Origin of the sequence: Flavobacterium weaverense, assembly GCF_003688495.1 — a bacterium.
Classification (GTDB): Bacteria; Bacteroidota; Bacteroidia; order Flavobacteriales; family Flavobacteriaceae; genus Flavobacterium; species Flavobacterium weaverense.
Window position 1 is genome coordinate 303,481 of record NZ_REFH01000009.1, and the last position, 21,708, is coordinate 325,188.

Annotated in this window: 21 protein-coding genes; 7 read left to right on the forward strand and 14 right to left on the reverse strand. The window is 31.8% G+C overall.

Annotated elements, in window-relative coordinates; genetic code table 11:
- Positions 1–15: 15 nt before the first annotated feature.
- The 5 genes from BC961_RS08095 to BC961_RS08115 all read left to right on the forward strand — a co-directional run bounded on the left by BC961_RS08095 (position 16) and on the right by BC961_RS08115 (position 4,876).
- The gene (locus BC961_RS08095; RefSeq protein WP_121925351.1) at positions 16–678 is read left to right on the forward strand and encodes a YggS family pyridoxal phosphate-dependent enzyme; all 663 of its coding nucleotides are present in this window, start codon (positions 16–18) and stop codon (positions 676–678) included.
- Positions 679–798: 120 nt separating this feature from the next.
- Entirely contained in the window at positions 799–2,160 is a 1,362-nt protein-coding gene (locus BC961_RS08100) for an exonuclease domain-containing protein (protein ID WP_121925352.1), read from the forward strand.
- A 25-nt stretch (positions 2,161–2,185) separates the two neighbouring features.
- Positions 2,186–3,016, forward strand: a complete 831-nt coding sequence (locus BC961_RS08105; protein WP_121925353.1) for an ion transporter — start codon at positions 2,186–2,188, stop codon at positions 3,014–3,016.
- 157 nt (positions 3,017–3,173) lie between these two features.
- Positions 3,174–4,091, forward strand: coding sequence for a tRNA (adenosine(37)-N6)-dimethylallyltransferase MiaA (miaA, locus tag BC961_RS08110; protein WP_121925354.1), 918 nt, complete (start codon positions 3,174–3,176; stop codon positions 4,089–4,091).
- 44 nt (positions 4,092–4,135) lie between these two features.
- Complete coding sequence (locus tag BC961_RS08115) at positions 4,136–4,876, forward strand: acyl-[acyl-carrier-protein] thioesterase (protein WP_121925355.1); 741 nt, start codon at positions 4,136–4,138, stop codon at positions 4,874–4,876.
- A gap of 144 nt (positions 4,877–5,020) precedes the next feature.
- Here the strand turns inward: BC961_RS08115 and BC961_RS08120 are convergent, their stop codons facing one another.
- From BC961_RS08120 to BC961_RS08175, 12 genes are all read right to left on the reverse strand, one after another.
- A complete protein-coding gene (locus BC961_RS08120; RefSeq protein ID WP_121925356.1) occupies positions 5,021–5,737 on the reverse strand; it encodes a response regulator transcription factor in 717 nt (238 codons plus the stop codon).
- Positions 5,738–5,740: 3 nt separating this feature from the next.
- Positions 5,741–7,324 carry a sensor histidine kinase gene (locus BC961_RS08125; RefSeq protein ID WP_121925357.1) on the reverse strand — a complete coding sequence of 528 codons (1,584 nt, stop codon included), beginning with the start codon at positions 7,322–7,324 and terminating at the stop codon, positions 5,741–5,743.
- Positions 7,325–7,392: 68 nt separating this feature from the next.
- Entirely contained in the window at positions 7,393–7,980 is a 588-nt protein-coding gene (gene coaE / locus BC961_RS08130; protein ID WP_121925358.1) for a dephospho-CoA kinase, read from the reverse strand.
- 2 nt (positions 7,981–7,982) lie between these two features.
- Complete coding sequence (locus BC961_RS08135; protein ID WP_121925359.1) at positions 7,983–8,984, reverse strand: glycosyltransferase; 1,002 nt, start codon at positions 8,982–8,984, stop codon at positions 7,983–7,985.
- A 151-nt stretch (positions 8,985–9,135) separates the two neighbouring features.
- A complete protein-coding gene (fabV, locus tag BC961_RS08140) occupies positions 9,136–10,326 on the reverse strand; it encodes an enoyl-ACP reductase FabV (protein ID WP_121925360.1) in 1,191 nt (396 codons plus the stop codon).
- Positions 10,327–10,415: 89 nt separating this feature from the next.
- The gene (gene recN / locus BC961_RS08145; RefSeq protein WP_121925361.1) at positions 10,416–12,068 is read right to left on the reverse strand and encodes a DNA repair protein RecN; all 1,653 of its coding nucleotides are present in this window, start codon (positions 12,066–12,068) and stop codon (positions 10,416–10,418) included.
- A 55-nt stretch (positions 12,069–12,123) separates the two neighbouring features.
- Positions 12,124–13,008, reverse strand: a complete 885-nt coding sequence (porD, locus tag BC961_RS08150; protein WP_121925362.1) for a type IX secretion system protein PorD — start codon at positions 13,006–13,008, stop codon at positions 12,124–12,126.
- 74 nt (positions 13,009–13,082) lie between these two features.
- A complete protein-coding gene (gene coaBC, locus BC961_RS08155) occupies positions 13,083–14,297 on the reverse strand; it encodes a bifunctional phosphopantothenoylcysteine decarboxylase/phosphopantothenate--cysteine ligase CoaBC (protein WP_121925687.1) in 1,215 nt (404 codons plus the stop codon).
- 7 nt (positions 14,298–14,304) lie between these two features.
- A complete protein-coding gene (locus BC961_RS08160) occupies positions 14,305–14,622 on the reverse strand; it encodes a DNA-directed RNA polymerase subunit omega (protein WP_026709525.1) in 318 nt (105 codons plus the stop codon).
- Between the two features lie 8 nt (positions 14,623–14,630).
- The gene (locus BC961_RS08165; protein ID WP_121925688.1) at positions 14,631–15,425 is read right to left on the reverse strand and encodes an outer membrane protein assembly factor BamD; all 795 of its coding nucleotides are present in this window, start codon (positions 15,423–15,425) and stop codon (positions 14,631–14,633) included.
- Between the two features lie 128 nt (positions 15,426–15,553).
- Positions 15,554–16,441 carry a 4-hydroxy-tetrahydrodipicolinate synthase gene (dapA, locus tag BC961_RS08170; protein WP_121925363.1) on the reverse strand — a complete coding sequence of 296 codons (888 nt, stop codon included), beginning with the start codon at positions 16,439–16,441 and terminating at the stop codon, positions 15,554–15,556.
- Positions 16,442–16,449: 8 nt separating this feature from the next.
- A complete protein-coding gene (locus tag BC961_RS08175) occupies positions 16,450–16,968 on the reverse strand; it encodes a DUF6913 domain-containing protein (RefSeq protein ID WP_121925364.1) in 519 nt (172 codons plus the stop codon).
- A 47-nt stretch (positions 16,969–17,015) separates the two neighbouring features.
- Between BC961_RS08175 and BC961_RS08180 the strand changes: the two genes are divergently transcribed.
- Both BC961_RS08180 and BC961_RS08185 read left to right on the forward strand, forming a co-directional pair.
- On the forward strand, positions 17,016–17,792 hold the full coding sequence (locus BC961_RS08180) for a 5'-nucleotidase C-terminal domain-containing protein (RefSeq protein WP_121925365.1): 777 nt from the start codon (positions 17,016–17,018) through the stop codon (positions 17,790–17,792).
- Positions 17,793–17,947: 155 nt separating this feature from the next.
- Positions 17,948–18,859 (forward strand): bifunctional metallophosphatase/5'-nucleotidase, encoded by a 912-nt coding sequence (locus BC961_RS08185; RefSeq protein ID WP_121925366.1) that lies wholly within the window; start codon positions 17,948–17,950, stop codon positions 18,857–18,859.
- Here BC961_RS08185 and BC961_RS08190 read toward each other — a convergent pair.
- Together BC961_RS08190 and ligA are read right to left on the reverse strand one after the other, a co-directional pair.
- Positions 18,845–19,558, reverse strand: a complete 714-nt coding sequence (locus BC961_RS08190) for a hypothetical protein (RefSeq protein WP_121925367.1) — start codon at positions 19,556–19,558, stop codon at positions 18,845–18,847. The two genes, BC961_RS08185 and BC961_RS08190, sit on opposite strands and share 15 nt — an antisense overlap.
- Positions 19,559–19,652: 94 nt before the next feature.
- Positions 19,653–21,650, reverse strand: coding sequence for an NAD-dependent DNA ligase LigA (gene ligA / locus BC961_RS08195; RefSeq protein WP_121925368.1), 1,998 nt, complete (start codon positions 21,648–21,650; stop codon positions 19,653–19,655).
- Positions 21,651–21,708: the final 58 nt, after the last annotated feature.

Here is a 21,708-nt window from a genome sequence, read left to right on the forward strand (position 1 = left end):
TTAAAAGATTAAAAAATGTCAATAGCTGAAAATTTACTTTCAATAAAATCTACTTTACCGGAGCACCTTACACTTGTTGCTGTTTCTAAGACTAAACCTGTTTCCGACTTGATGCAAGCCTATGATGCTGGTCAACGTATTTTTGGAGAAAATAAAATACAAGAAATGGCTGAAAAATGGGAAGAGATGCCAAAAGATATTCAATGGCAAATGATAGGCCATGTACAATCTAATAAAGTTAAATTTATGGCACCTTTTGTAAATTTAATTCATGGAGTAGATAGCTTAAAGTTATTGCAGGAAATTGACAAGCAAGCTAAAAAGAACGATCGGACAATTGATTGTTTGTTACAAATTCATATTGCTGAAGAAGAGACAAAGTTTGGATTAAATGAAGAGGAACTAACAGAACTGCTATCTTCAACAACTTTTCACGAAATGAAAAACATTAAAGTAAGTGGCATAATGGGAATGGCAACATTTACAGATAATAAAGAACAAGTAAAAAAAGAGTTTACCCATTTAAAATCAATTTTTGACAAACTACAAGATTCAAAAGAAGAAAACCTTCAACCCAAAACACTCTCTATGGGTATGTCAGGAGATTATCAGATTGCAATTGACTGCGGAAGTACAATGGTTCGAATAGGAAGTAGTATCTTTGGCGGGAGAAATTGATTGATGACTTGATAATTAAATTACTGATGTGAGATTTTAGAAATTTGATTTTTTAGAAGAATTAGTACTTATCAATCACTAGAAACTCATAAAGTAAAACTGAACACTGAATACTGAAATTTGTACGCAATACTCGACATAGAAACCACTGGAGGACAATTTAACGAAGAGGGAATCACTGAAATCGCCATTTATAAATTTGATGGGCATGAAGTTGTGGACCAATTTATTAGTTTAGTGAATCCTGAAATTCCGATTCAACCTTTTGTGGTTAAGCTAACTGGTATTAATAATGCCATGTTGAGTTCAGCTCCTAAGTTTTTTGAAGTAGCTAAGCGAATTATAGAAATTACCACAAATTGTGTTATTGTAGCACACAATGCATCATTTGATTACCGAATCTTAAGAACAGAATTTAGACGATTAGGATACGACTTTCAAGCTCGAACACTTTGCACCGTAGAATTATCAAAAAAATTATTACCAGAACAACCTTCTCATAGTTTAGGAAAACTAGTTCGCGCTCTTGGAATTCCAATGGCAGATCGGCATAGAGCAAGTGGTGATGCGCTTGCAACCATCAAACTGTTTAAGATTTTACTTGAAAAAGACTTAGAAAAAGAAATTGTAAAGGACTTTATCAAGTTAGAAGTAGAGAAAGGAATTGCTCCAAAATTACGAGAGTTAATTTCGAGCTTACCTTCAACTACAGGAGTGTATTACATTCACAATGAGAAAGGTAATTTAATATATATTGGGAAAAGTCGAAATATAAAAAAGCGCATCAATCAACATTTTACAGGCACATCAGCAAAATGTAAAAAAATTCAAGCGCAGGTTTATACCGTAACTTATGATGAGACTGGAAGCGAATTGATAGCATTATTGAAGGAAAGCGAAGAGATAAAAGTAAATAAACCAATTTTAAATAGAGCGCAGCGCAAAAGCATATTTCAATCTGCGCTATACGCGGAAAAAGATGAAAAGGGATATATAAATCTTCGAATACAAAAAGCTGACGGTAGAAAAAGAGAGATTACTTCTTTTGCCTCATTGCAAGAAGCTAAGAATGCATTATTCAGAATTACTTCCCATTATAATTTATGTCAGAAATTAACCGGATTATATGATACAAAAACAAGTTGCTTTCAGTATAGTATAAAAGAGTGCGATGGTGCTTGTATTGGTGCTATCTCGCCCGAGGTTTACAATGCAAGAGTTCAAGAATTTATAGAAAAAAATACTTTTGAAAATCAAAATATGATTTTGATTGATAAAGGTCGAAGCATTAGCGAAAGATCAGCGGTTTTAATAGAAAACGGAATCTATAAAGGGTACGCTTTCTATGATTTAAACTACCAAATCAATAACATCGAAATATTAACAAATATTATTATTCCGATGCAAAATAATCGAGACACAAAGAATATTATTCAAGGGCACATTAGAAAAAGTAAAACATTAAAAACCTTAAAATTTTAAGCGTATATTAATTAATAAAAAATTTATGGAAAGAATGAAGTCAAGATTTGACACCTTCAGACAAAAAGTAAATATCATAATATACGGAACTAATACAGCTTACGGTCGTTTATTTGATCTAGTACTTTTAGGTGTTATTGTGGTGAGTGTAATAATTGTGATGCTGGAAACAGTAAAAGGTTTTGATCAGAAATACCATATAGAGCTACTTGTTTTAGAGTGGATTATAACTATTTTTTTTACTATTGAATACATTCTTCGTATTATTTCAATTAAAAAACCAATACGCTATATCTTTAGTTTTTATGGAATAATTGACTTGCTAGCGACATTACCGATGTATTTTTCTCTGTTTTTTGCAGGTGCAAGTGTACTATCCGTTTTACGAGCAGTGCGTCTTTTAAGATTATTCAAAATTTTAAAACATCCTAAATTTTCAAATCAATCTAGCCACTTACATCAAGCCTTAATAGCAAGCAAAGGGAAAATTCTTATTTTTATGTACTTCATGTTAGTTAGTAGCGTTATTATTGGCTCGCTAATGTATGTTGTAGAAGGAAGTCAAGGAGCGTTTACAAGCATACCCGTTAGTATTTACTGGACAATAGTAACTTTAACAACCGTGGGTTACGGAGATATTTCCCCTGCAACTCCATTAGGACAGTCCATTGCTTCAATAGTGATGATAATGGGATATGGAATTATTGCTGTGCCAACAGGGATAGTTTCGGCTGAATTTGCTAGTTTTAATTTTAAAAAATCAATACCGGAGCGAGTTAATCCATGCCCAAATTGTGGAGTGGATGGACATGAATTTAATGCGAAATACTGCAATAATTGCGGTGAAGCACTCTAATTTAATAACTTGAAGCTAATCCAGCTATACACTTCAACTCCTCATCTTTACAGTAAATTTTCTAATATTTAAAAAAGCTTCCTCTGGTCGCTCTTTTAAACTAAGAAAATTAAACTATAAAATTCCGGGGTTTCCATTTCTATCTGGGCTAAAACATATGAAATATCTAATTACAATAGTAGGACCAACAGCAATAGGAAAAACTTCTTGGAGTATCATTCTGGCTAAACATTTCAATTGCGAAATAGTGTCCTGCGATAGCCGACAGTTTTTTAAAGAAATGACTTTAGGTACAGCTGTGCCAAACGATTTGGAATTGGCAGCAGCGAAACATCACTTCATACAAAATAAATCGATATTCGAGAATTACACCGTTGGTGATTATGAAAAGGAGGCTATTACTAAATTAGATGAATTGTTTCGAACAAATGACTACGCTATATTAGTTGGCGGATCCGGTTTGTATGTCGATGCAGTTCTTAAAGGATTTGATGAATTTCCAGATATAGATATTGAAGTTAGATCAGCAGTGAATTCTAGCTACGAAAAATTAGGTATTGGTTACTTGCAAAGTCAATTACTCGATTTAGATCCACAATATTACAATACGCTTTTACAGGAAAATCCGCAAACCTTACAAAACCCTCAAAGAATGATGCGATTTGTAGAAGTTTGCATCGGAGCTGGGAATCCCTATTCTTTTTATTTAAATCAGAAGCAAAAGAGTCGCAACTTCACACCTATTTTAATTGGATTAGAAGCAGACAGGAAATTAATTTACGACAGAATAAATAGACGTGTCGATGTTATGATGAACGAAGGATTACTTACTGAAGCTAAAAAATTATATCCTAACAAAGATTTAAATGCACTTCAAACAGTAGGTTACAGAGAGCTTTTTAGCTATTTTAATAATGAAATTTCACTTGATTTTGCGATTGAGGAAATTAAAAAAAACACAAGACGTTTTTCTAAACGACAATTGACTTGGTTTAAAAGGAATAGTGATACAAAATGGTTTGATTACGAAACTAAAGTGGACGAATTGATAACTTATATAAAATCTTTTAAATAGATAAAAGAAGTTAGAAAATTCAAATTCTCAAATAAAAACTATATATGCCTGTAGCTCCTAATTTCACCTCAGTATTAAGCAAAGATTGGAATATTAACTTTACGCAATGTGCGCCAAATGGCTATCTTAAGTATACTGATTTATGCAATCTTTTACAATTGACCGCTGCAGCTCATTCAGAAATAGGTGGAATTAGCTTTATGGATATGCAGGAATTTGATCAGGCTTGGGTTTTAAGTCGGATGCGTGTTGAAATCACCAAGCTTCCTAAATCAGGAGATATTGTTAATGTTACAACTTGGATAAATTCTCTTGAAAATTCACGCTCTGTTCGTGCTCTCGAAATGCATTTAAATGGTGAAAAGATTATTGGCTCAGAAACGTATTGGGCAGTTTTTAATACAAAAAGACGTCGTCCAGAAGCCTTGGCAATTCCTTTTGAGCACTTTGAATTATATCCCGAACGAAAAGCTACAAATGAAGGTTTCTCCAAAATAAGTTTAAATCATGAAAAGGAAATAGTGCTTGAAAAAACAGTATTCTTGTCTGATTTAGATATTGTGAATCACGTAAATAATGTAAAATATTTAGAATGGTGTCTCGACTTAGCTGACGAAAACTTGATTTTGAGTCAGAAGATGAAAAGTTTTGAGATGAACTTTTTGAGAGAATTATCATTAAAAGATACTGTAGTAATTCACGAGAGTACTGAAGACAATAAAACCGTATTTAGCATTACAAAAGAGGAAAAGATTAGCTTTGCTTTACAATTGAACTGGAAGTAGAATTTCTATCATCAACTTGGCCTAGCCCCGATTGTAAAGACATCCTTTTTCTTGCTGCGAAAGCAAAAAGAAAAAGATATAGTGGAAAGCGGGAAATAGCTCCAAAAAAAAAGGCTCCAATTTCTTGAAGCCTTCTCTACTCTATTATATTGTTTTCTTATTTTTAACGACTAATCTAAAACCTTCTCCGTGAATGTTTAGGATTTCTACATCTTCATCAAGTTTTAAATACTTTCTCAACTTAGCGATATAAACATCCATACTTCTTGAAGTAAAATAGTTGTCATCTCTCCATATTTTTGTCAACGCTAATTCTCTTGGCATTAAGTCATTTTCGTGAAGAATCAGCATTTTAAGCAACTCATTCTCTTTAGGTGATAACTTTATTGGCTCTTCGTTATTGAAGGTCAAGAAACGCAACTTTGAATTTAAGTGAAATTTTCCAATGTTGAACTCAAACTGAACTTGCTCTGCCTTAGTATCAGAAGATTTTCTCTGAATTATTGCTTTAATTTTCATCAACAAGACCTCTGAATCAAATGGCTTATTCAAATAATCATCAGCTCCTGCTTTGTATCCTTTTAAAACGTCTTCCTTCATTGATTTAGCAGTTAGGAAAATAATAGGAACTTCATTATTTTTCTCTCTGATTTCCTTCGCTAAAGTGTATCCATCTTTGTACGGCATCATCACATCCAGAATACATAGATCAAAAGTATCTTTTTTGAATTTTTCAAATCCTTCCATTCCGTTCTTAGCTAGAGTAACGTCAAAGTCATTTAACATTAAATAGTCTTTTAATACTGCTCCAAAATTAAGATCGTCTTCTACAAGAAGTATTTTTTTATTTACATTTTCCATATACTAATTTATTAGTGGTAATTTTATTATGAAGGTACTTCCTTTTCCCTTTTCACTTTCTACATAAACTTGACCGTTGTGGTCATCAACTATTCTTTTTACATACGCTAAACCTAAACCGTGTCCTTTGACATTGTGTATATCTCCTGTATGTTCTCTATAAAACTTTTCAAAAATTCTTTTTTGAGCTATTTTACTCATTCCTAAACCTTTATCTTTAATTTTTACAATAATCATATCCTTGATATTCTCTGTAAAAATTTCTATTTCTGGAATATTCGGAGAGTACTTAATTGCATTCTCTAAAATATTTACAATCACATTCGTAAAATGAACGTCATTAATCAATACTGTATTTCTTAAAGCATCAAAATGAGTTGTAATTGTTCCTTCTCTATCTTCTAAAATTAAATTAACATGCTCAACTGCATCATTTATCACATCATGAACATTATGTGACTCTTTAATTATATCTAATTCTTTTTTCTCTAATTTTGAGATACGCAACACATTTTCTACTTGTGCATGCATGCGCTTATTCTCATCCTTAATCATTTGAAGGTATCGCAAAACCTTTTCCTTGTCATCAATTATTTTTGGATTTCTAATGGCATCCAAAGCTAAATTAATAGTCGCAATGGGGGTTTTAAACTCGTGCGTCATATTATTGATAAAATCATTTTTTATCTCAGATATTTGTCTCTGTCTAATTAATTGATTCAATGCGCTTGTATAAGCGATCAATATAATTAATGTAAAAACTATCGAAAGAATCGTAATACTAACTAACTCTGATAGTAAAAATTTCTTTTTGTAGGGAAATGTTACTAATAACTGATATTTACTATTTCCTTCATTATCAGAAAAAATTGGAATTGAGTAAGTAGCATCTTTATCGTATTTAAAATCATTAGATTTTACTTTTGTTGCTAGATTATTACTGTAAATACTAAATTCAAATTTAGTGTTCACACCAGATTCTTCTAATTCCTTTCTTATAAGTTTGCTTAGTACTTCCTTAGTAACACGATCTTGTATAGGTAATACTGATGCAAAATCTTTATAGTAAATTTCGAATGATGCGTTGTCAAGAACATCTAAATTACCCATCTTTTCAACTCGAACATCTGGGATCAAACTTTTTGACACACTCGATTTATCAACAGAATTATCATTATATACTTCTGTTACTCGCTTAGAACTAAAACTTCTAAATTTTTCACTATCAAATTTTTTATCAAAGAACGTGGGCGAAATTTTAAAATCTTCAGCTGTTATACTGTTTGAATAAACTATTGTTTTATTCGTCTTAAGATTTTTTTGAATGTATGTAAACTTTGTTATTTCGTCCTTTTGAGGCATTTTTCCCGTACTATCTTTAATACGGTTAATCTTATCATAAAAATTATAGGCTTCCTGCTTCTGAATCTTATCAGCGACATTGCCAATTACTTGCTTTACATGAAACTTAAATTGCTCATCATTATTCTTAAAAGAAGTATTAAACCAATACACCTGAACAAGAATGATCCCAATTAGGGATAAACTCATCAACAAAACAAGTAATCTAAAAAAAAGTTTATTCATCGAAACAAAATTAGTATTTTAACAATATATTAAATAATACATTAACCAAACATTAACACCAAACACTCTTATTGTCTTTTCTCTAAAATTTTAAGAATTTCCTCTGCTTTTTGTTTAGCCTTATCAAGTGAGATATTTTCTATAACAAAATTGCTTTTAGAAATTCGCTGCTCATCAGTCCATTGCGCTTCCATCCTTTTTAATATAAGTTCGCGAGTGGTTTTATCGCGCTTCATCACGCGCTCGATCCTAATATCCACAGGCGCTGTAACCGCTATCACAAAGTCACAATTTTTATGACTCCCGCTTTCAAACAAAATTGCTGCCTCGTATAACACAAATGAATTTGATTGATGTTGCAGTAACCAATTCTTGAAATGACTTTTTACTGCAGGGTGAACAATTGCGTTCAATATTTGTAATTTTTCAGGATTATCAAATACGATTTTAGCTAATTTTTCTCTAATGAGAATATCGTTTTCAAAAAGTGATTCTCCAAAAGCGTCTTTAATAGAATTTACTATCTTTATAGACTGCATTAATTTCCGAGCTTCATCATCAGCGATATAAAGCGGAATACCAAAAGAATGAAAATAATTAGCAATAGTTGTTTTACCACTTCCTATTCCACCTGTCAATCCAATAATTTTAGTCATAACTATATTTTGAAAAATAATTCTGGAAAAGCTTCCTGCGGTTTTTGTTTTAAAATAATAACTTTAAAGTAGGATTTCATAAATCCAGTTCCGTATCCATAAAACTGATTCCAAACGGCGATGAGCGATAAATAACCAATTTTAATACTCTTATTTTGATAAGAGGACACCAAGAACAATACCAAAAAGTAAATAAAGTACAGTTGCAGTAAATAATCAAAATTATAGAACAACATTAAAAATATGGATACTATTAGTCCTATTAAAAATGCAGAAGGAAAGAAAAAAGTTAATTTATTGTATTTTGGGTACCAACTGTTCAATATAGGTCTCGCTTTACCAAATTTGTTTACCTGTATAGAAAACTTATTCCAGTCAATTCTTCTCTTATGATATACATACGCATTTGGAAAGAGTTTAGTTTCAAAACCTAAATTCCATAATCGAATTGATAAGTCGGGATCTTCTCCTGGATGGATGTTTCCAAAGCCTTGAGATGCTTCAAAAGCTTTTTTAGACAATCCCATATTAAAACTTCGAGGTTGAAACTTGTCTAGTTTTTCTGAACCACCTCTAATTCCTCCTGTTGTAAGGAAAGAAGTCATAGCAAAATTAATCGCTTTTTGGATGTCTGAAAAGCTATCTAGTGCTCTATCCGGACCTCCAAAACAGTCCACGTAATTTTGCTTCAAAGCCTTATCGACTTCAACTAAATAGTTAGATGGAATAATGCAATCAGAATCAAAAATGATAAAATAATCACCACGCGCTTTTCTCATTCCATAATTGCGCGAGTCACCAGGTCCTGAATTTTCCTTAAAGTAATAGGAGATTGTTAAACGATCGCTGTATTTTTCTGCCACATCGTTACACAATAAAGTGGAACCATCTTCAACAAGTACGATTTCGAAAATGTCTTTATAAGTTGATTGTGCTAAACTTTCCAACAGTTCATCCACTTCATCCGGACGATTATAAACAGGTATTATTAAGGAGAAAAACATAAATTAGAATGGGTATTATTTGATTTTTTAGGCTTTAAAAATTTTAACAAATGTAATCTTTATCCATAAAAAAACCACCAACTAAAAGTTGATGGTTTTAAAATATTTTTGGACATTATTTCTATATTCCTTTAGGTAGAATATTGCATAATTATGCAATACTTTCAATATTTACTAGTTCATTAGCGTCAGCTTTATAATCTACACCATCAACATCAAAACCAAATAAATTATAAAAATCTTTTCTATATCCTTCTAAGTCACCTAATTCAGATAGATTCTCAGTTACTGCTTGAGCCCACAACGTAGCAATTTTTGCTTGTACATCAGCGCGCATTTCTAAATCGTCTACACGAATTCTACCTTTCTCATCTACAGGAACTTCCTTTCCTGTAAACAGTCTTTCTTGATATAATCGTTGGATTTGCTCAATACAACCTTCGTGAATTCCTTCTTCTTTCATTATTTTATACAATAAAGAAATATATAAAGGAATAACAGGAATTGCAGAACTCGCTTGAGTCACTAATGCTTTATTTACAGATACAAAAGCTTTACCATCAATGTCAGCAAGTTTTTCAGTAATTGCAAAAGCTGTAGCTTCAAGATGATCTTTAGCTCTACCAATAGTTCCTTTTCTATAAACTGCCTCTGTTAATGATGGCCCGATATAAGAATAGGCGACAGTGGTAGCTCCAGAAGCTAATAAGTTTTGAGATTTTAAAGCGTCAATCCACATCAACCAGTCTTCTCCACCCATTACAGCTACTGTATTTTCAATATCGTCACCACTACTTGGTTGAATAGAAATTTCAGAAACTTTACCAGAGTGAAAGTCAACCGTTTTATTTGTAAAAACATCTCCAATAGGTTTCAAAACAGAACGATGCAGTACTGCAGTTTCAGGATTCATACGTACTGGCGATGCTAAACTGTAGATAATTAAGTCTACTTGTCCTAGATCAGCTTTTATTAAATCTAATGTTTGCTTCTTAATCTCATGTGAGAAAGCATCTCCATTTATACTTTTAGCATACAAACCTGCTTTATGAGCTTCAGTTTCAAATGCAGCAGAATTGTACCAACCTGGTGAAGCAGTTTTCCCTTCTGATGGTTCTTTTTCAAAGAACACACCAATTGTAGCAGCATCACAACCAAAAGCACTTGTGATTCTAGATGCTAATCCAAAACCTGTTGACGCTCCAATTACCAATACTTTTTTTGCGCCATCAATAGCACCCTTTGATTTTATATATTCTATCTGATTTTTAACATTTTGTGCGCATCCGTCTGGATGAGATGTCGTACAAATAAATCCTCTCATTCTAGGTTCTATAATCATATTTGGTATTCTTTAAATTTAATATTTTATATATATTTTTAAACTAATATTTTTTTTTTGCCAATAGAAAACAAATATAAAGTAAAATATTAGTTGAGCAAGGCTTTTGCGTGATTTAAGGCGGAGTCGGAAACAACAGTTCCAGACAGCATTTGTGCAATTTCGACTATTCGATCATTATCATTCAGCAACTTTAATTCTGACTGTGTATCATCACCTATAGTAGACTTAGAAACTTTAAAATGAGCGTCACCTTTAGCCGCAATTTGTGGTAAATGCGTAATAGCAAAAATCTGCATTTCTTTACTCATTTCCTTCATTATTTCACCCATTCGTATCGCAATCTCACCAGAAACTCCAGTATCAATTTCGTCAAAAATAAGTGTAGGCAGTTTCGAATATTTAGCTAATATTGCTTTAACAGCTAGCATTATTCGAGACATCTCTCCTCCTGAAGCTACTTTTTTTAATATTCCAAAATCAGTTCCTTTATTAGCTGAAAATAAAAACTGAAGTACATCTTTTCCATTACTATAATAACTTTCGCTCTGCGTTATATCAATTTGGAACCGAACATTTGGCATTCCTAGAGTGGCCAAAATAGAAATTAATTTTTCAGATAAAACTGGAATAAATCTAAATCTATTTTTATGAATTGTATCAGCTAACTTATCTAATTTACTTCCTTGTTTTTCAATTGTTGTGGTCAACTTTAAAATTTCTTCTTCAATATTTCCCAATTCTAAAACCGAATTTTCAAGATTAGTTTGAATTTCGATAAGACCTTCTACAGTTGCAACTTGATGTTTCTTTTGTAAAGTAAAAATAACTTGTAGCTTTTGACTTATTAGGTCAAGTTGTTCTGGATCATTGACTAACTTTTCAGAACAACGACTCATTTCTTGTGAGATATCGTCAAACTCAATTGTTAAGCTAGTGATTCGCTCTAAAAGCGAACTGTAATCAGAAGAAAATGTTGCTATTTTTTGTAGCGCAACTTTAATTTCCTTTAAATTATTACTGACTCCTATTTGTTCCTCATTGGCAACAGCCAAAGCTTTATCAATAGACTCTTTAATAATTTCAACGTTATTTAATTTCTCAAACTCTGATTCTAAAATCTCTTGATCACCCGCTTTTAATTGCGCTGCAACTAATTCATCTAATAAGAAAGTGTTGTAATCTTGCTCTTTTTGTGAATCAGCCTGTCTTTTTTTAAGTGTATTTAATTTAGTTTTATCAGCTTTGAAACTTTTTAAAATCAATTGATAATCACTAATAGTTTCCTTATTATTAGCGACAGCATCAATTATTTTAAATTGTACATTCTCATCAGATAGTTCTTGAGTTTGCTGCTGCGAATGAATATCAATTAGAAATAAACTTAACTCCTGCAATTCCTGAAGATTTACGGGACTGTCATTGATAAAAGCTCGAGATTTACCAGAAGGTAGAATTTCACGTCTTATGATAGTATCATTTTCATAATCTAAATCATTGGATTCAAAAAAGGATTCCAAATTATATTTTACAATATCAAAATGCGCTTCAATAATACATTTTTCTTCCTTATTCTTTAGAGAAGTCAAATCAGCTCTTTTTCCTAAAACTAATCCTATTGCGCCTAAAATTATAGATTTTCCCGCACCTGTTTCTCCTGTAATAGTAGAGAAGCCTTTGGAAAAATCAATGCTAAGCTTTTCTATTAAAGCATAGTTTTTAATCGAAAGTGACGTTATCATTTATATATTTTTATTGCAATGAAGAGTGAATTTATCAAGAATTTCTTGAAATCAATTAATAAGTAATTGATGACCATTTACTCGTGTTCAAAGGAGATATTCTATTCAAATTATCAGTTAAATCAGAAATCGTTATACTTGGTCCACCTGAAAAAACAGAGACGATTTCATCTGATTTAGCATCAAAAAACACTCTGGTTAAAAAAGCGTTCGGCCTTGTGGCATTTAGTTTTGATAGATTAACAAGAGCTGTTTTTATCTTTTCTTTAGAAGCTTTCAAATCCTTAGTCATTAAATCCATCCCAGTATGATAATCAAACATTGTTAGTCTAACTTGTTTAAATGTTGGAGATAGAAGATCGTTTATTAAAAAGTAACGTGTTTGATTTCCATCACCTTGTCCCCAACCTTTTGAACCACTTTGCTGCGCAACATTTGCAATATTTTGCGCAATTTCTAAGCTACTGTCTCCTGATTGCAATGCGAAAGTATCTGAATCAAGTCCTAATATAACGTAGCTGTAAAAAGCAAGTACTGAAACTAAGTTCGAGTCAAATGTCGTAGGATTAAATGTTAAGTTTTCAAATTCTGTATATCTAAAATTAAAATCTTTATCATTAAAATTTAAAACAGGAGAAGAATACGAGGAATTATAAATTGGTCTTGCTGATTGAACTTGGATAGTTGCCGTAAACTGATCAGAAGCGTTTGAATTGATCGTAATGTACATCGAACAGTTCACTTTTTCATTTTGTTTAAAAGCAATTCCTGTCCAATCCGTTTTATTGACAAATTCAGTTATAGATGTTTCTAGAGTTTTAAAAACTTGCTGATTTGTAACACTCAATCTTTGCGAATCTACAGTCACAGTACAATTCAATTGCTGAGCTTGAGCAAATGCAACTGTTAAGAAAATTAGAAAAGTAACTATTTTATTCATTTTACGTTTTTTGTTTTCAGTTGTACATCTTAGAAATGGCAAATAATATGAGCTTAGTTTTAAATACTTTACTACTATTTAATTCCAAAATGAGCTATTACTTTTTTCAAAATATCATCTGCAACCGCTTGTTTAGACTTTAATTCCATGGCTTCGATACGAAAAGACTTATCTATAAAAGTTACTTTATTTGTTTCTTTACCAAATCCTGCGCCTTCATCCTGTAAAGAATTCAGAACTATCAAATCTAAGTTTTTTTTCTGAATTTTCAACTTTGCATTTTCAATTTCATTTTCAGTTTCCAAAGCAAAACCAATGAGAAACTGATTCTTCTTTTGGGATCCCAGAGAAGCTAAAATGTCTTTTGTTTTTTCTAATTCGATGACAAAACTATCGGCTGCCTTTTTAATCTTTTGTTCCGCAACATATTTTGGTCTATAATCAGCAACGGCTGCTGCTGCAATCATTACATCAACATCATCGTAAACATCGTGACAAGCATTAAACATTTCCTCGGCAGAAACTACTTCAATTAAATTTATTAAAGGATTTGACACTTTACAGTGCGTAGGTCCAGATACTAAAGTTACTGATGCTCCTAAGTTGGCAGCACTATTAGCAATATCAAAACCCATTTTTCCAGACGAATGATTTCCAATGAAACGCACGGGATCGATTGCTTCATAAGTAGGTCCGGCGGTAATTAATATTTTTTTTCCTTTTAAAGGAAGTTTACTTTCTAAATCAGCTTCGATAAAAGAAACTATTGTTGCTGGTTCAGCCATTCTTCCTTCGCCAGATAAACCACTAGCTAATTCACCGTTTTCAGCGGGAATTATAATGTTTCCAAAATGATTTAAGGAAGCAAAATTATTAATCGTAGAAGAATGCTTATACATATCTAAGTCCATTGCAGGAGCAAAATAAACAGGACATTTTGCTGATAGATAAGCGGCAAGTAATAAGTTATCGCAAGTTCCATTTACCATTTTGGATAATGTATTTGCTGTAGCGGGAGCAATAACCATCAAATCAGCCCAAAGAGCTAATTCTACATGATTATTCCATTTTTCATTTTCGTTTTCTTCATTATAGAAACTAGAAAATACGGGATTTTTTGATAAAGTAGATAACGTTAACGGCGTTATAAAATCCTTAGAAGCAGGTGTCATTATCACTTGGACATGTGCACCTGCTTTTATAAAGAGTCGTACTAATGAGGCTGTTTTATAGGCTGCAATTCCACCAGAAATTCCTAGTAAAATTTTCTTACCATTTAAAACTGACATCGTACTATTATTTGTTAGAATCTCTATGGTAAATTTTACCATCTAACCATTCTTGAACTGCTAAAGCGTGTGGCTTAGGTAGTTTTTCGTAAAATTTAGAAACCTCAATTTGTTCTTTATTTTCAAAAACTTCTTCAAGACTGTCATTATATGTAGCAAACTCTTCCAATTTTTCAGTCAGTTCTTTTTTAATTTCAGAATTGATTTGGTTTGCTCTTTTAGCCATAATGGTTATCGCTTCATACACATTACCAGTAGGTTCTTCAATAACTGTTTTGTTGTACGTTATTGTATTTACTGGAGCATTCGTCTTTTTTAAATCCATGGCTTTATTTATTTAGTAAATTTTTGTAAATCTTTTTCTATTCGTACTAACATTTCGTTAGCTACTTTTTTGTATTTTGTTTCAGCATTAAACTTCATCAAATTTGACTGAGCAGTTTTAGCAACAAGTAATCTCTCTTCCATTTTTGCAGGAACACTATTTATACCTAATTGATACGCTGAATCAAACTTGTAAAATAATGCATCTTCTTTATATGGAGTTCCTGGATAATCTGATATAAAGTTATCTAAAGCTACAATGGCTGCTTTGTAATCAGATATGGTGTTGTATCCTTTAGCATTTTCATAAACTTTCTTTTCAATTTTATCGCTCAATGCTTTTACAGCAGTATTAGCTTCTGCTAAATATTGAGAATTAGGATAATTGTCAATAAATGTTTGCAATTTATCTAACGCTTTATACGTATCTGTTTGATCTAAACTATAAACAGGTGAAAGCATCGAGTAACTTTTAGCTCCTAAATAAGCTGCTTCTTGTAATTTTTCGCTTTTTGGGTAACCTGAAACAAAGCTTTCAAATTGGTAACCTGCTAAATAATATTGTTTTGTTTTATAGTAAGACTGTGAAAACATATAGAACAGTTTCTCTGCTTGAGGCTTTCCTCTATAGGCTGGAGCTATCTGTTCAAAAATTCGAATTGCTTTCGAATATTTTCCTGCGTCGTATAATTTAGTTGCCATTTCAAATTTAACAGCGACATCTTCAGTTTTTAATGCTTTTTGATACTCATTACAAGAACTAAAAACAGCGATAAGAAGTAATAGAGATATTATTTTTTTCATTTTTTTACTTTTTTGATGATTTCTTAGTTGGAACAACCTACGAAATCATACCGAAGTTTCGGTGGCAAATTTAGTTATTAATTTAGCGACTTCAAAATATATTTTTTGTTTAAAAAAAGACTGCTTTTTTAAGCTAAAGTATTAATTTTTTTTACAAATAGATCTAATCGTTCTGCTAGAGAATCGTCGACTTTTACTAAGGGTAAACGAACAACATTTTCTGAAATCCCTTGTGATAGAAAGACTTGCTTGATACCAGCTGGATTTCCTTGTTCGAAAATCATATCAATAGAATCAGATAGAAGATATTGATATTTAAAAGCTTCATCTACCTTTCTATTAAGGCCTAAACGAATCATTTCTGAAAACTCTTTCGGAAAACCTTGTCCTATTACTGAAATTACACCCGCTCCTCCTGCTAAAACCATTGGTAAAGCAATCATATCATCACCCGAAATTACAAGAAAATCAGATGGTTTATTTTTTAGCAACTGCATTGCTTGCACGATATCTCCGGCCGCCTCTTTTATACCTACAACGTTCTTAAAATCATTTGCTAAACGCAATACTGTTGAAGGCAACATATTACTACCAGTTCGTCCAGGAACGTTATATAAAACAACTGGGATTGGCGAAGCTTCGGCAATCGCTTTAAAATGCTGGTAAATTCCTTCCTGTGTTGGTTTGTTGTAATAAGGTGAAACTGATAATATAGCGACAAAAGCAGACAAATCTCTAGTTTTTAGTTCTTCTATTATTTCCATAGTATTGTTCCCACCCACTCCTAAAACTAAAGGTAGTCGATTATCATTCACTTCTATAACAGTCTTAATTACTAACTCCTTTTCATTGGAAGACAAAGTAGCGTTCTCAGCAGTTGTACCCATCACAACTAAGTACTCAATTCCCCCATCGATAGAGAAATTTACAATTCTTTTTAATGCTTCTGTGTCAACAGAAAAATCCACTTTAAATGGAGTAACCAGAGCGACACCTGTTCCTATTAATGCTTGCATAGTTAGCGTTATATTTTGTTTAATAATTTTAAATATTTAAATAATTCATCTGTAAAAACAGCTGGAGTATTAGCATCTGTTTTAATTATAAAGTGATTCAATCTCTTATCCACCGACGCAAAACCAACTTTAAATTCTGCTTGAGAATCTTTAGTTATCTGTATTAATATCGCTTTCTCAACTTCATAATAATTGATTAATAAATCAAATTTTTCTGCGATGAAATCATTTACTATTGGTTCCACAATTTGTCCCTTCCAATTTAGAGATGAATAACTGAACGAATTTCCAGTTTTCAAATTGTCTTTTCTATTATTGTCAAAGTAAATAATGGTCGTTATGCTCTCGCGCTTTATTCCATTGCTTATCAAACTATTAATTAATTTATCAGTGTCTAAAAAATTACTTGCGTCGACTAATAATCCAACCTTAACAATTAGATTATCTGAAAAAATAGTATTCAAATCTTTCAAGTTCCGTTTTAATGTTTTTTTTACAATAAAATCCTTTATATAATTTAAAAACATATTACTTTTACTTGGTTACAAAATTAATTAATTAAGTTGCATTTAAAATGGTAAATCTAAAAAAGTATAATGACGTTTTTAAACTTTTTGTTATATTCTTAACATTATTAATTGTTGTTTCCTGTGGCAAACAGAACTACAACATTACAAAGATAGAGGGTAAAAGAATTCCTATAACTGAAAAGGAAAATCAAGTCGCTCAGATTGAGAATTTTATTAAACCTTATCGCGAACATATCAACAATGATTTAGATAGTATTTTAGCCTACTGTCCTACTACTTTAGATAAAAGTGGCCAATGGCAATCTACAATTGGAAATCTTATGGCTGATGTTTCTTTGATGCGCGGTAATCTAGTATTTGAAACTAGAGAGAAGAAAAAAATTGATATATGCTTACTGAATAGTGGTGGAATACGCTCAATACTTCCCAAAGGAAATATAACTGCAAGAAATGCATTTGAGATTATGCCCTTTGAAAATAGTATGGTTGTAATCGCCTTAAAAGGAGAACAAATTAATGAAATGGTAGACTTTTTAATCACGGATAAAAAATCGCATCCATTATCAGGAATAACTTTCACGATTGATAAAAGTAATAAATCAAAGAATGTTTTAGTTCAGGGAAAACCGATTCAAAAAGAAACTATTTATTATGTAGGAACAAATGATTACTTATCTGACGGAGGAGACAACATGAATTTCTTTAAAAAAGGAATTCAAAAATTTGATTTGGACTACAAATTACGAAATATCCTTATTGATTATTTTAAACAAGTAGATACGATTCCTGTTATAAAAGATATTAGAATTACTGTAGAATAAGTAATTGCTATAAATAATAAAATATTCATCGTTAATAGAAATCCTATCTGTCATAAAACAGCAAAGAAATAGCTTTTGAGTTGTAAGTATCAGCTCCATTAAGCCGGAAATAGATCCTAATTTTTATTATAAGAATTAGTTTAAAAAAAATAAAAATGAAAAGAAGAGAATTTATAGAAAAAACAGCTGCAGGTTCAGCATTATTGAGCCTAGGATTGTCACTAAGTAGTTTTGAAACAGTAAAAACCCAACAATTAACTATTTTACACACTAATGATGTGCATAGTTATATTGATCCATTTCCAGCGGATCACCCTAGAAACGCTAATATGGGCGGTGTGGCTAGAAGAGCATCATTAATCGAAAAAATACGAGAAGAAAATCCAAACGTTTTACTTTTAGACGCTGGAGATATATTTCAAGGTACACCCTACTTCAACTACTACGGAGGAGAATTAGAATTCAAATTGATGAGTATGATGAAATATGATGTTGCAACAATTGGTAACCACGATTTTGACAATGGCTTACAAGGTTTATATGCACAACTTCCGCACGCTAGCTTTGACTTTGTTTCGGCCAATTACGATTTTAAAAATACCGTAATGGACGGACATGTAAAGCCATACAAAATTTTTAATAAAAACGGAATTAAGGTTGGGGTTTTTGGATTAGGAGTTGAGCTGCAAGGTCTAGTAGATAAAAAGATGTATGGAGAAACAGTTTACAATGATCCTGTTGAAACAACTCAAGACATGGTCAGGATTTTGAAACAAGAGCAAAAATGTGATTTAGTAATTTGCCTATCTCATATAGGATATAATTATAGAAATGAACCAGAGAAAATCTGTGACTTGAAATTAGCAACTTTAACTAAGGATATAGATATGATTCTAGGAGGTCACACGCACACTTTTCTCGATAAACCTACAGTTGTTAAAAACTTGGACGGAAAAGATGTTTTAGTGAATCAGGTAGGATGCTACGGTATAAATCTTGGAAGAATAGATGTGTTTTTTGACTCTGATAAAAATAAAATTCACGATGGAAGATCAATTGTTGTTTAGCACAATTCCTTTAACAGGTTTAGTTTCTACATCAATTACAAATCTATAAAAAGTGTAATAAACACCAGCGTTTAGTAGCATCGCCAAAGGTCTAAAGGCAATTGGCGCCATATTTAGCAGATAGTATTTTTCAATAAATACAATAAAGTATTGCATTACTGACAGCAAACCAAATATAAATAACCACGAATTTGTCTTGTTATAATTCATAACGTAAGCCGACAAAGTGAGTCCACCTATTACTGAAATCAACAAGTTCTGGAAAATTAAAATAACATAACTGCTAGTATTGATTTCTGTAGTAATCAGTAATAAGTACGAGAAAATAAATAAAAATGGAGTCATAGCGATCAAAACAGGTACATAATCTGTAAGTTTTATTAATCGCGCTACGTAATAAATTATTAGCAGCCGATGACCTAAGAAAACCAACAATCCTATAAACAACAAATTTTCTACTTTTGATATAAAAAACAAATTTGTGACTAAGGATAAACTCAGGACTACAAAAAACAATTTTGTTCTTTCCGTAGATGCGTTCCAATAAAGTGCCATTATACCAATCGATAATAAGGGCTTAAATATAAATAATAGCAAATGATCTAGAAGTATTTCTGATGTAATCTCAATAATAACGGTAACAAAAAAGAATGCAGTTAGCCATCGACCAACATAATTTTCATATTTAAGTGTTAGCATAATTTTTATCTTTTAATTACTTAAATAGATTTACATTGAGAGTGACAAACTTCATTTTACACAAGAAAAATAATAAATCGCAATTAAAATTTCCTTATTCGATTAGTTTCATAAAATCAGTTTCAGATATAATAGGAATATTAAGTTTACTAGCTTTTTCTAACTTAGCTGGACCCATATTATCACCTGCAACAACATAATCTGTTTTAGCAGAAATTGAACTACCTACCTTAGCACCATTATCTTCAATAGCTTTTTTCAAATCATCTCTAGAAAATTTTTCAAAAACACCAGAAACAACGAAGATTTTCCCTTGTAATTTATCAGTAGCATCAAGATTTACTTTTTCAATGATTTCAAATTGAACACCGTAACTTTTGAGTCTTTCGATACTCCTTCTATTTTCTTCATTGTCAAAAAACTCGATAACACTTTTAGCAATTCGATCACCTATCTCATCCACTAAAATCAGATCAGCCAAACTTGCTTTACTCAGTGCGTCAATATTTCTGTAATGTTTTGCTAATTTTTTAGCTACAGTTTCTCCAACGAATCGAATACCCAATGCAAAAAGAACACTCTCGAATGGAATTTTAATAGAATTACGAACACCAGTAACTAAATTTTCAGCAGATTTTTGCGCCATTCGCTCTAAAGGAAGAATTTGCTCTACAGTCAAATCATATAAATCTGCATAGTTATGAACCAATCCGTTGTTGAATAAGAGTGTCACTGTTTCTCCTCCTAAACCTTCAATATCCATCGCTTTCCTCGAAATGTAATGTTGGATTCTACCAATAATTTGTGGAGGACAACCATAAAAATTAGGACAATAATGATTGGCTTCCCCTTCATTTCGAATAAGCAATGTTTGACATTCTGGACAATTTGTAATATACTGCGTGGGCTCTGAGTTTTCAAGACGCTTTGTGACATCTACAGCTATAATTTTTGGGATAATTTCACCACCTTTTTCTACGAAAACAGTATCTCCAACACGGATATCTAATTTCTCAATTTGGTCTGCATTGTGCAGTGAAGCCCTTTTTACAATAGTTCCAGCAAGTTGCACTGCTTCTAAATTTGCAACTGGAGTTATTGCGCCAGTACGTCCTACTTGATAAGAAATTGAATTTAGAATTGTTGAAACTTGCTCAGATTTAAATTTGTATGCGATAGCCCAACGTGGTGATTTAGCAGTAAAACCCAATTCATCTTGATGATAAAAAGAATTTACCTTCACTACTACTCCGTCAGTCTCATAAGGTAGATTATGCCTATGAACATCCCAATAATCAATAAATTCAAAGACTCCGTCTAAATTATGAGCTAATTTTGCTTCTTTAGGTGCTTTAAACCCCCAACTCCTAGCCATTTCTAATCCTTCAAACTGCGATGTAAAAGGCAAATTACTGCCCACTATAAAGTAAAGTAAACAATCAAGTGGACGTTTAGCTACTTCAGCACTATCTTGTAACTTTAAACTTCCTGATGCTGTATTCCTGGGATTCGAATATGGTGCTTCACCTATTTCTATCAAATCCTGATTCATTTTCTCAAAACCTGCAAACGGCAAAATAATCTCTCCACGAATATCAAATTTAGAAGGGAAATTACCTTTTAATTTAAGTGGGACAGATTTAATAGTTTTAATGTTGCTCGTTACATCATCACCCTGGAATCCATCACCGCGCGTTACAGCACGTTTAAGAACTCCATTTTCATAAGTAATACTAATTGAAGCACCATCGTATTTTAATTCGCAAGTGTATTCTAAAGGCATATCGCCTAATACTTTCTGAACACGTTTCTCCCACTCGATTAACTCCTCTTTTGAATAAGAATTGTCGAGAGAATACATTCGGTATTCATGCGGAACAGTTTGGAAATTTTTAGTAATTGTTCCGCCCACTCTTTGCGTAGGAGAACTTTCGTCAAAATATTCAGGATTTTGATCTTCAAGTGTTTGAAGTTCTTTTAATTTCAAATCAAATTCATAATCAGAAATTGTGGGTGTATCTAACACGTAGTAATTATAGTTGTGCTGATTTAATTCCTCTCTTAAAACTTGAATTGTATTTTGAATATTCATATAAAATAAAAATTGGCTATTTTAGTTTCTGTAAAAGAGTACTAAAATAACCAATTAA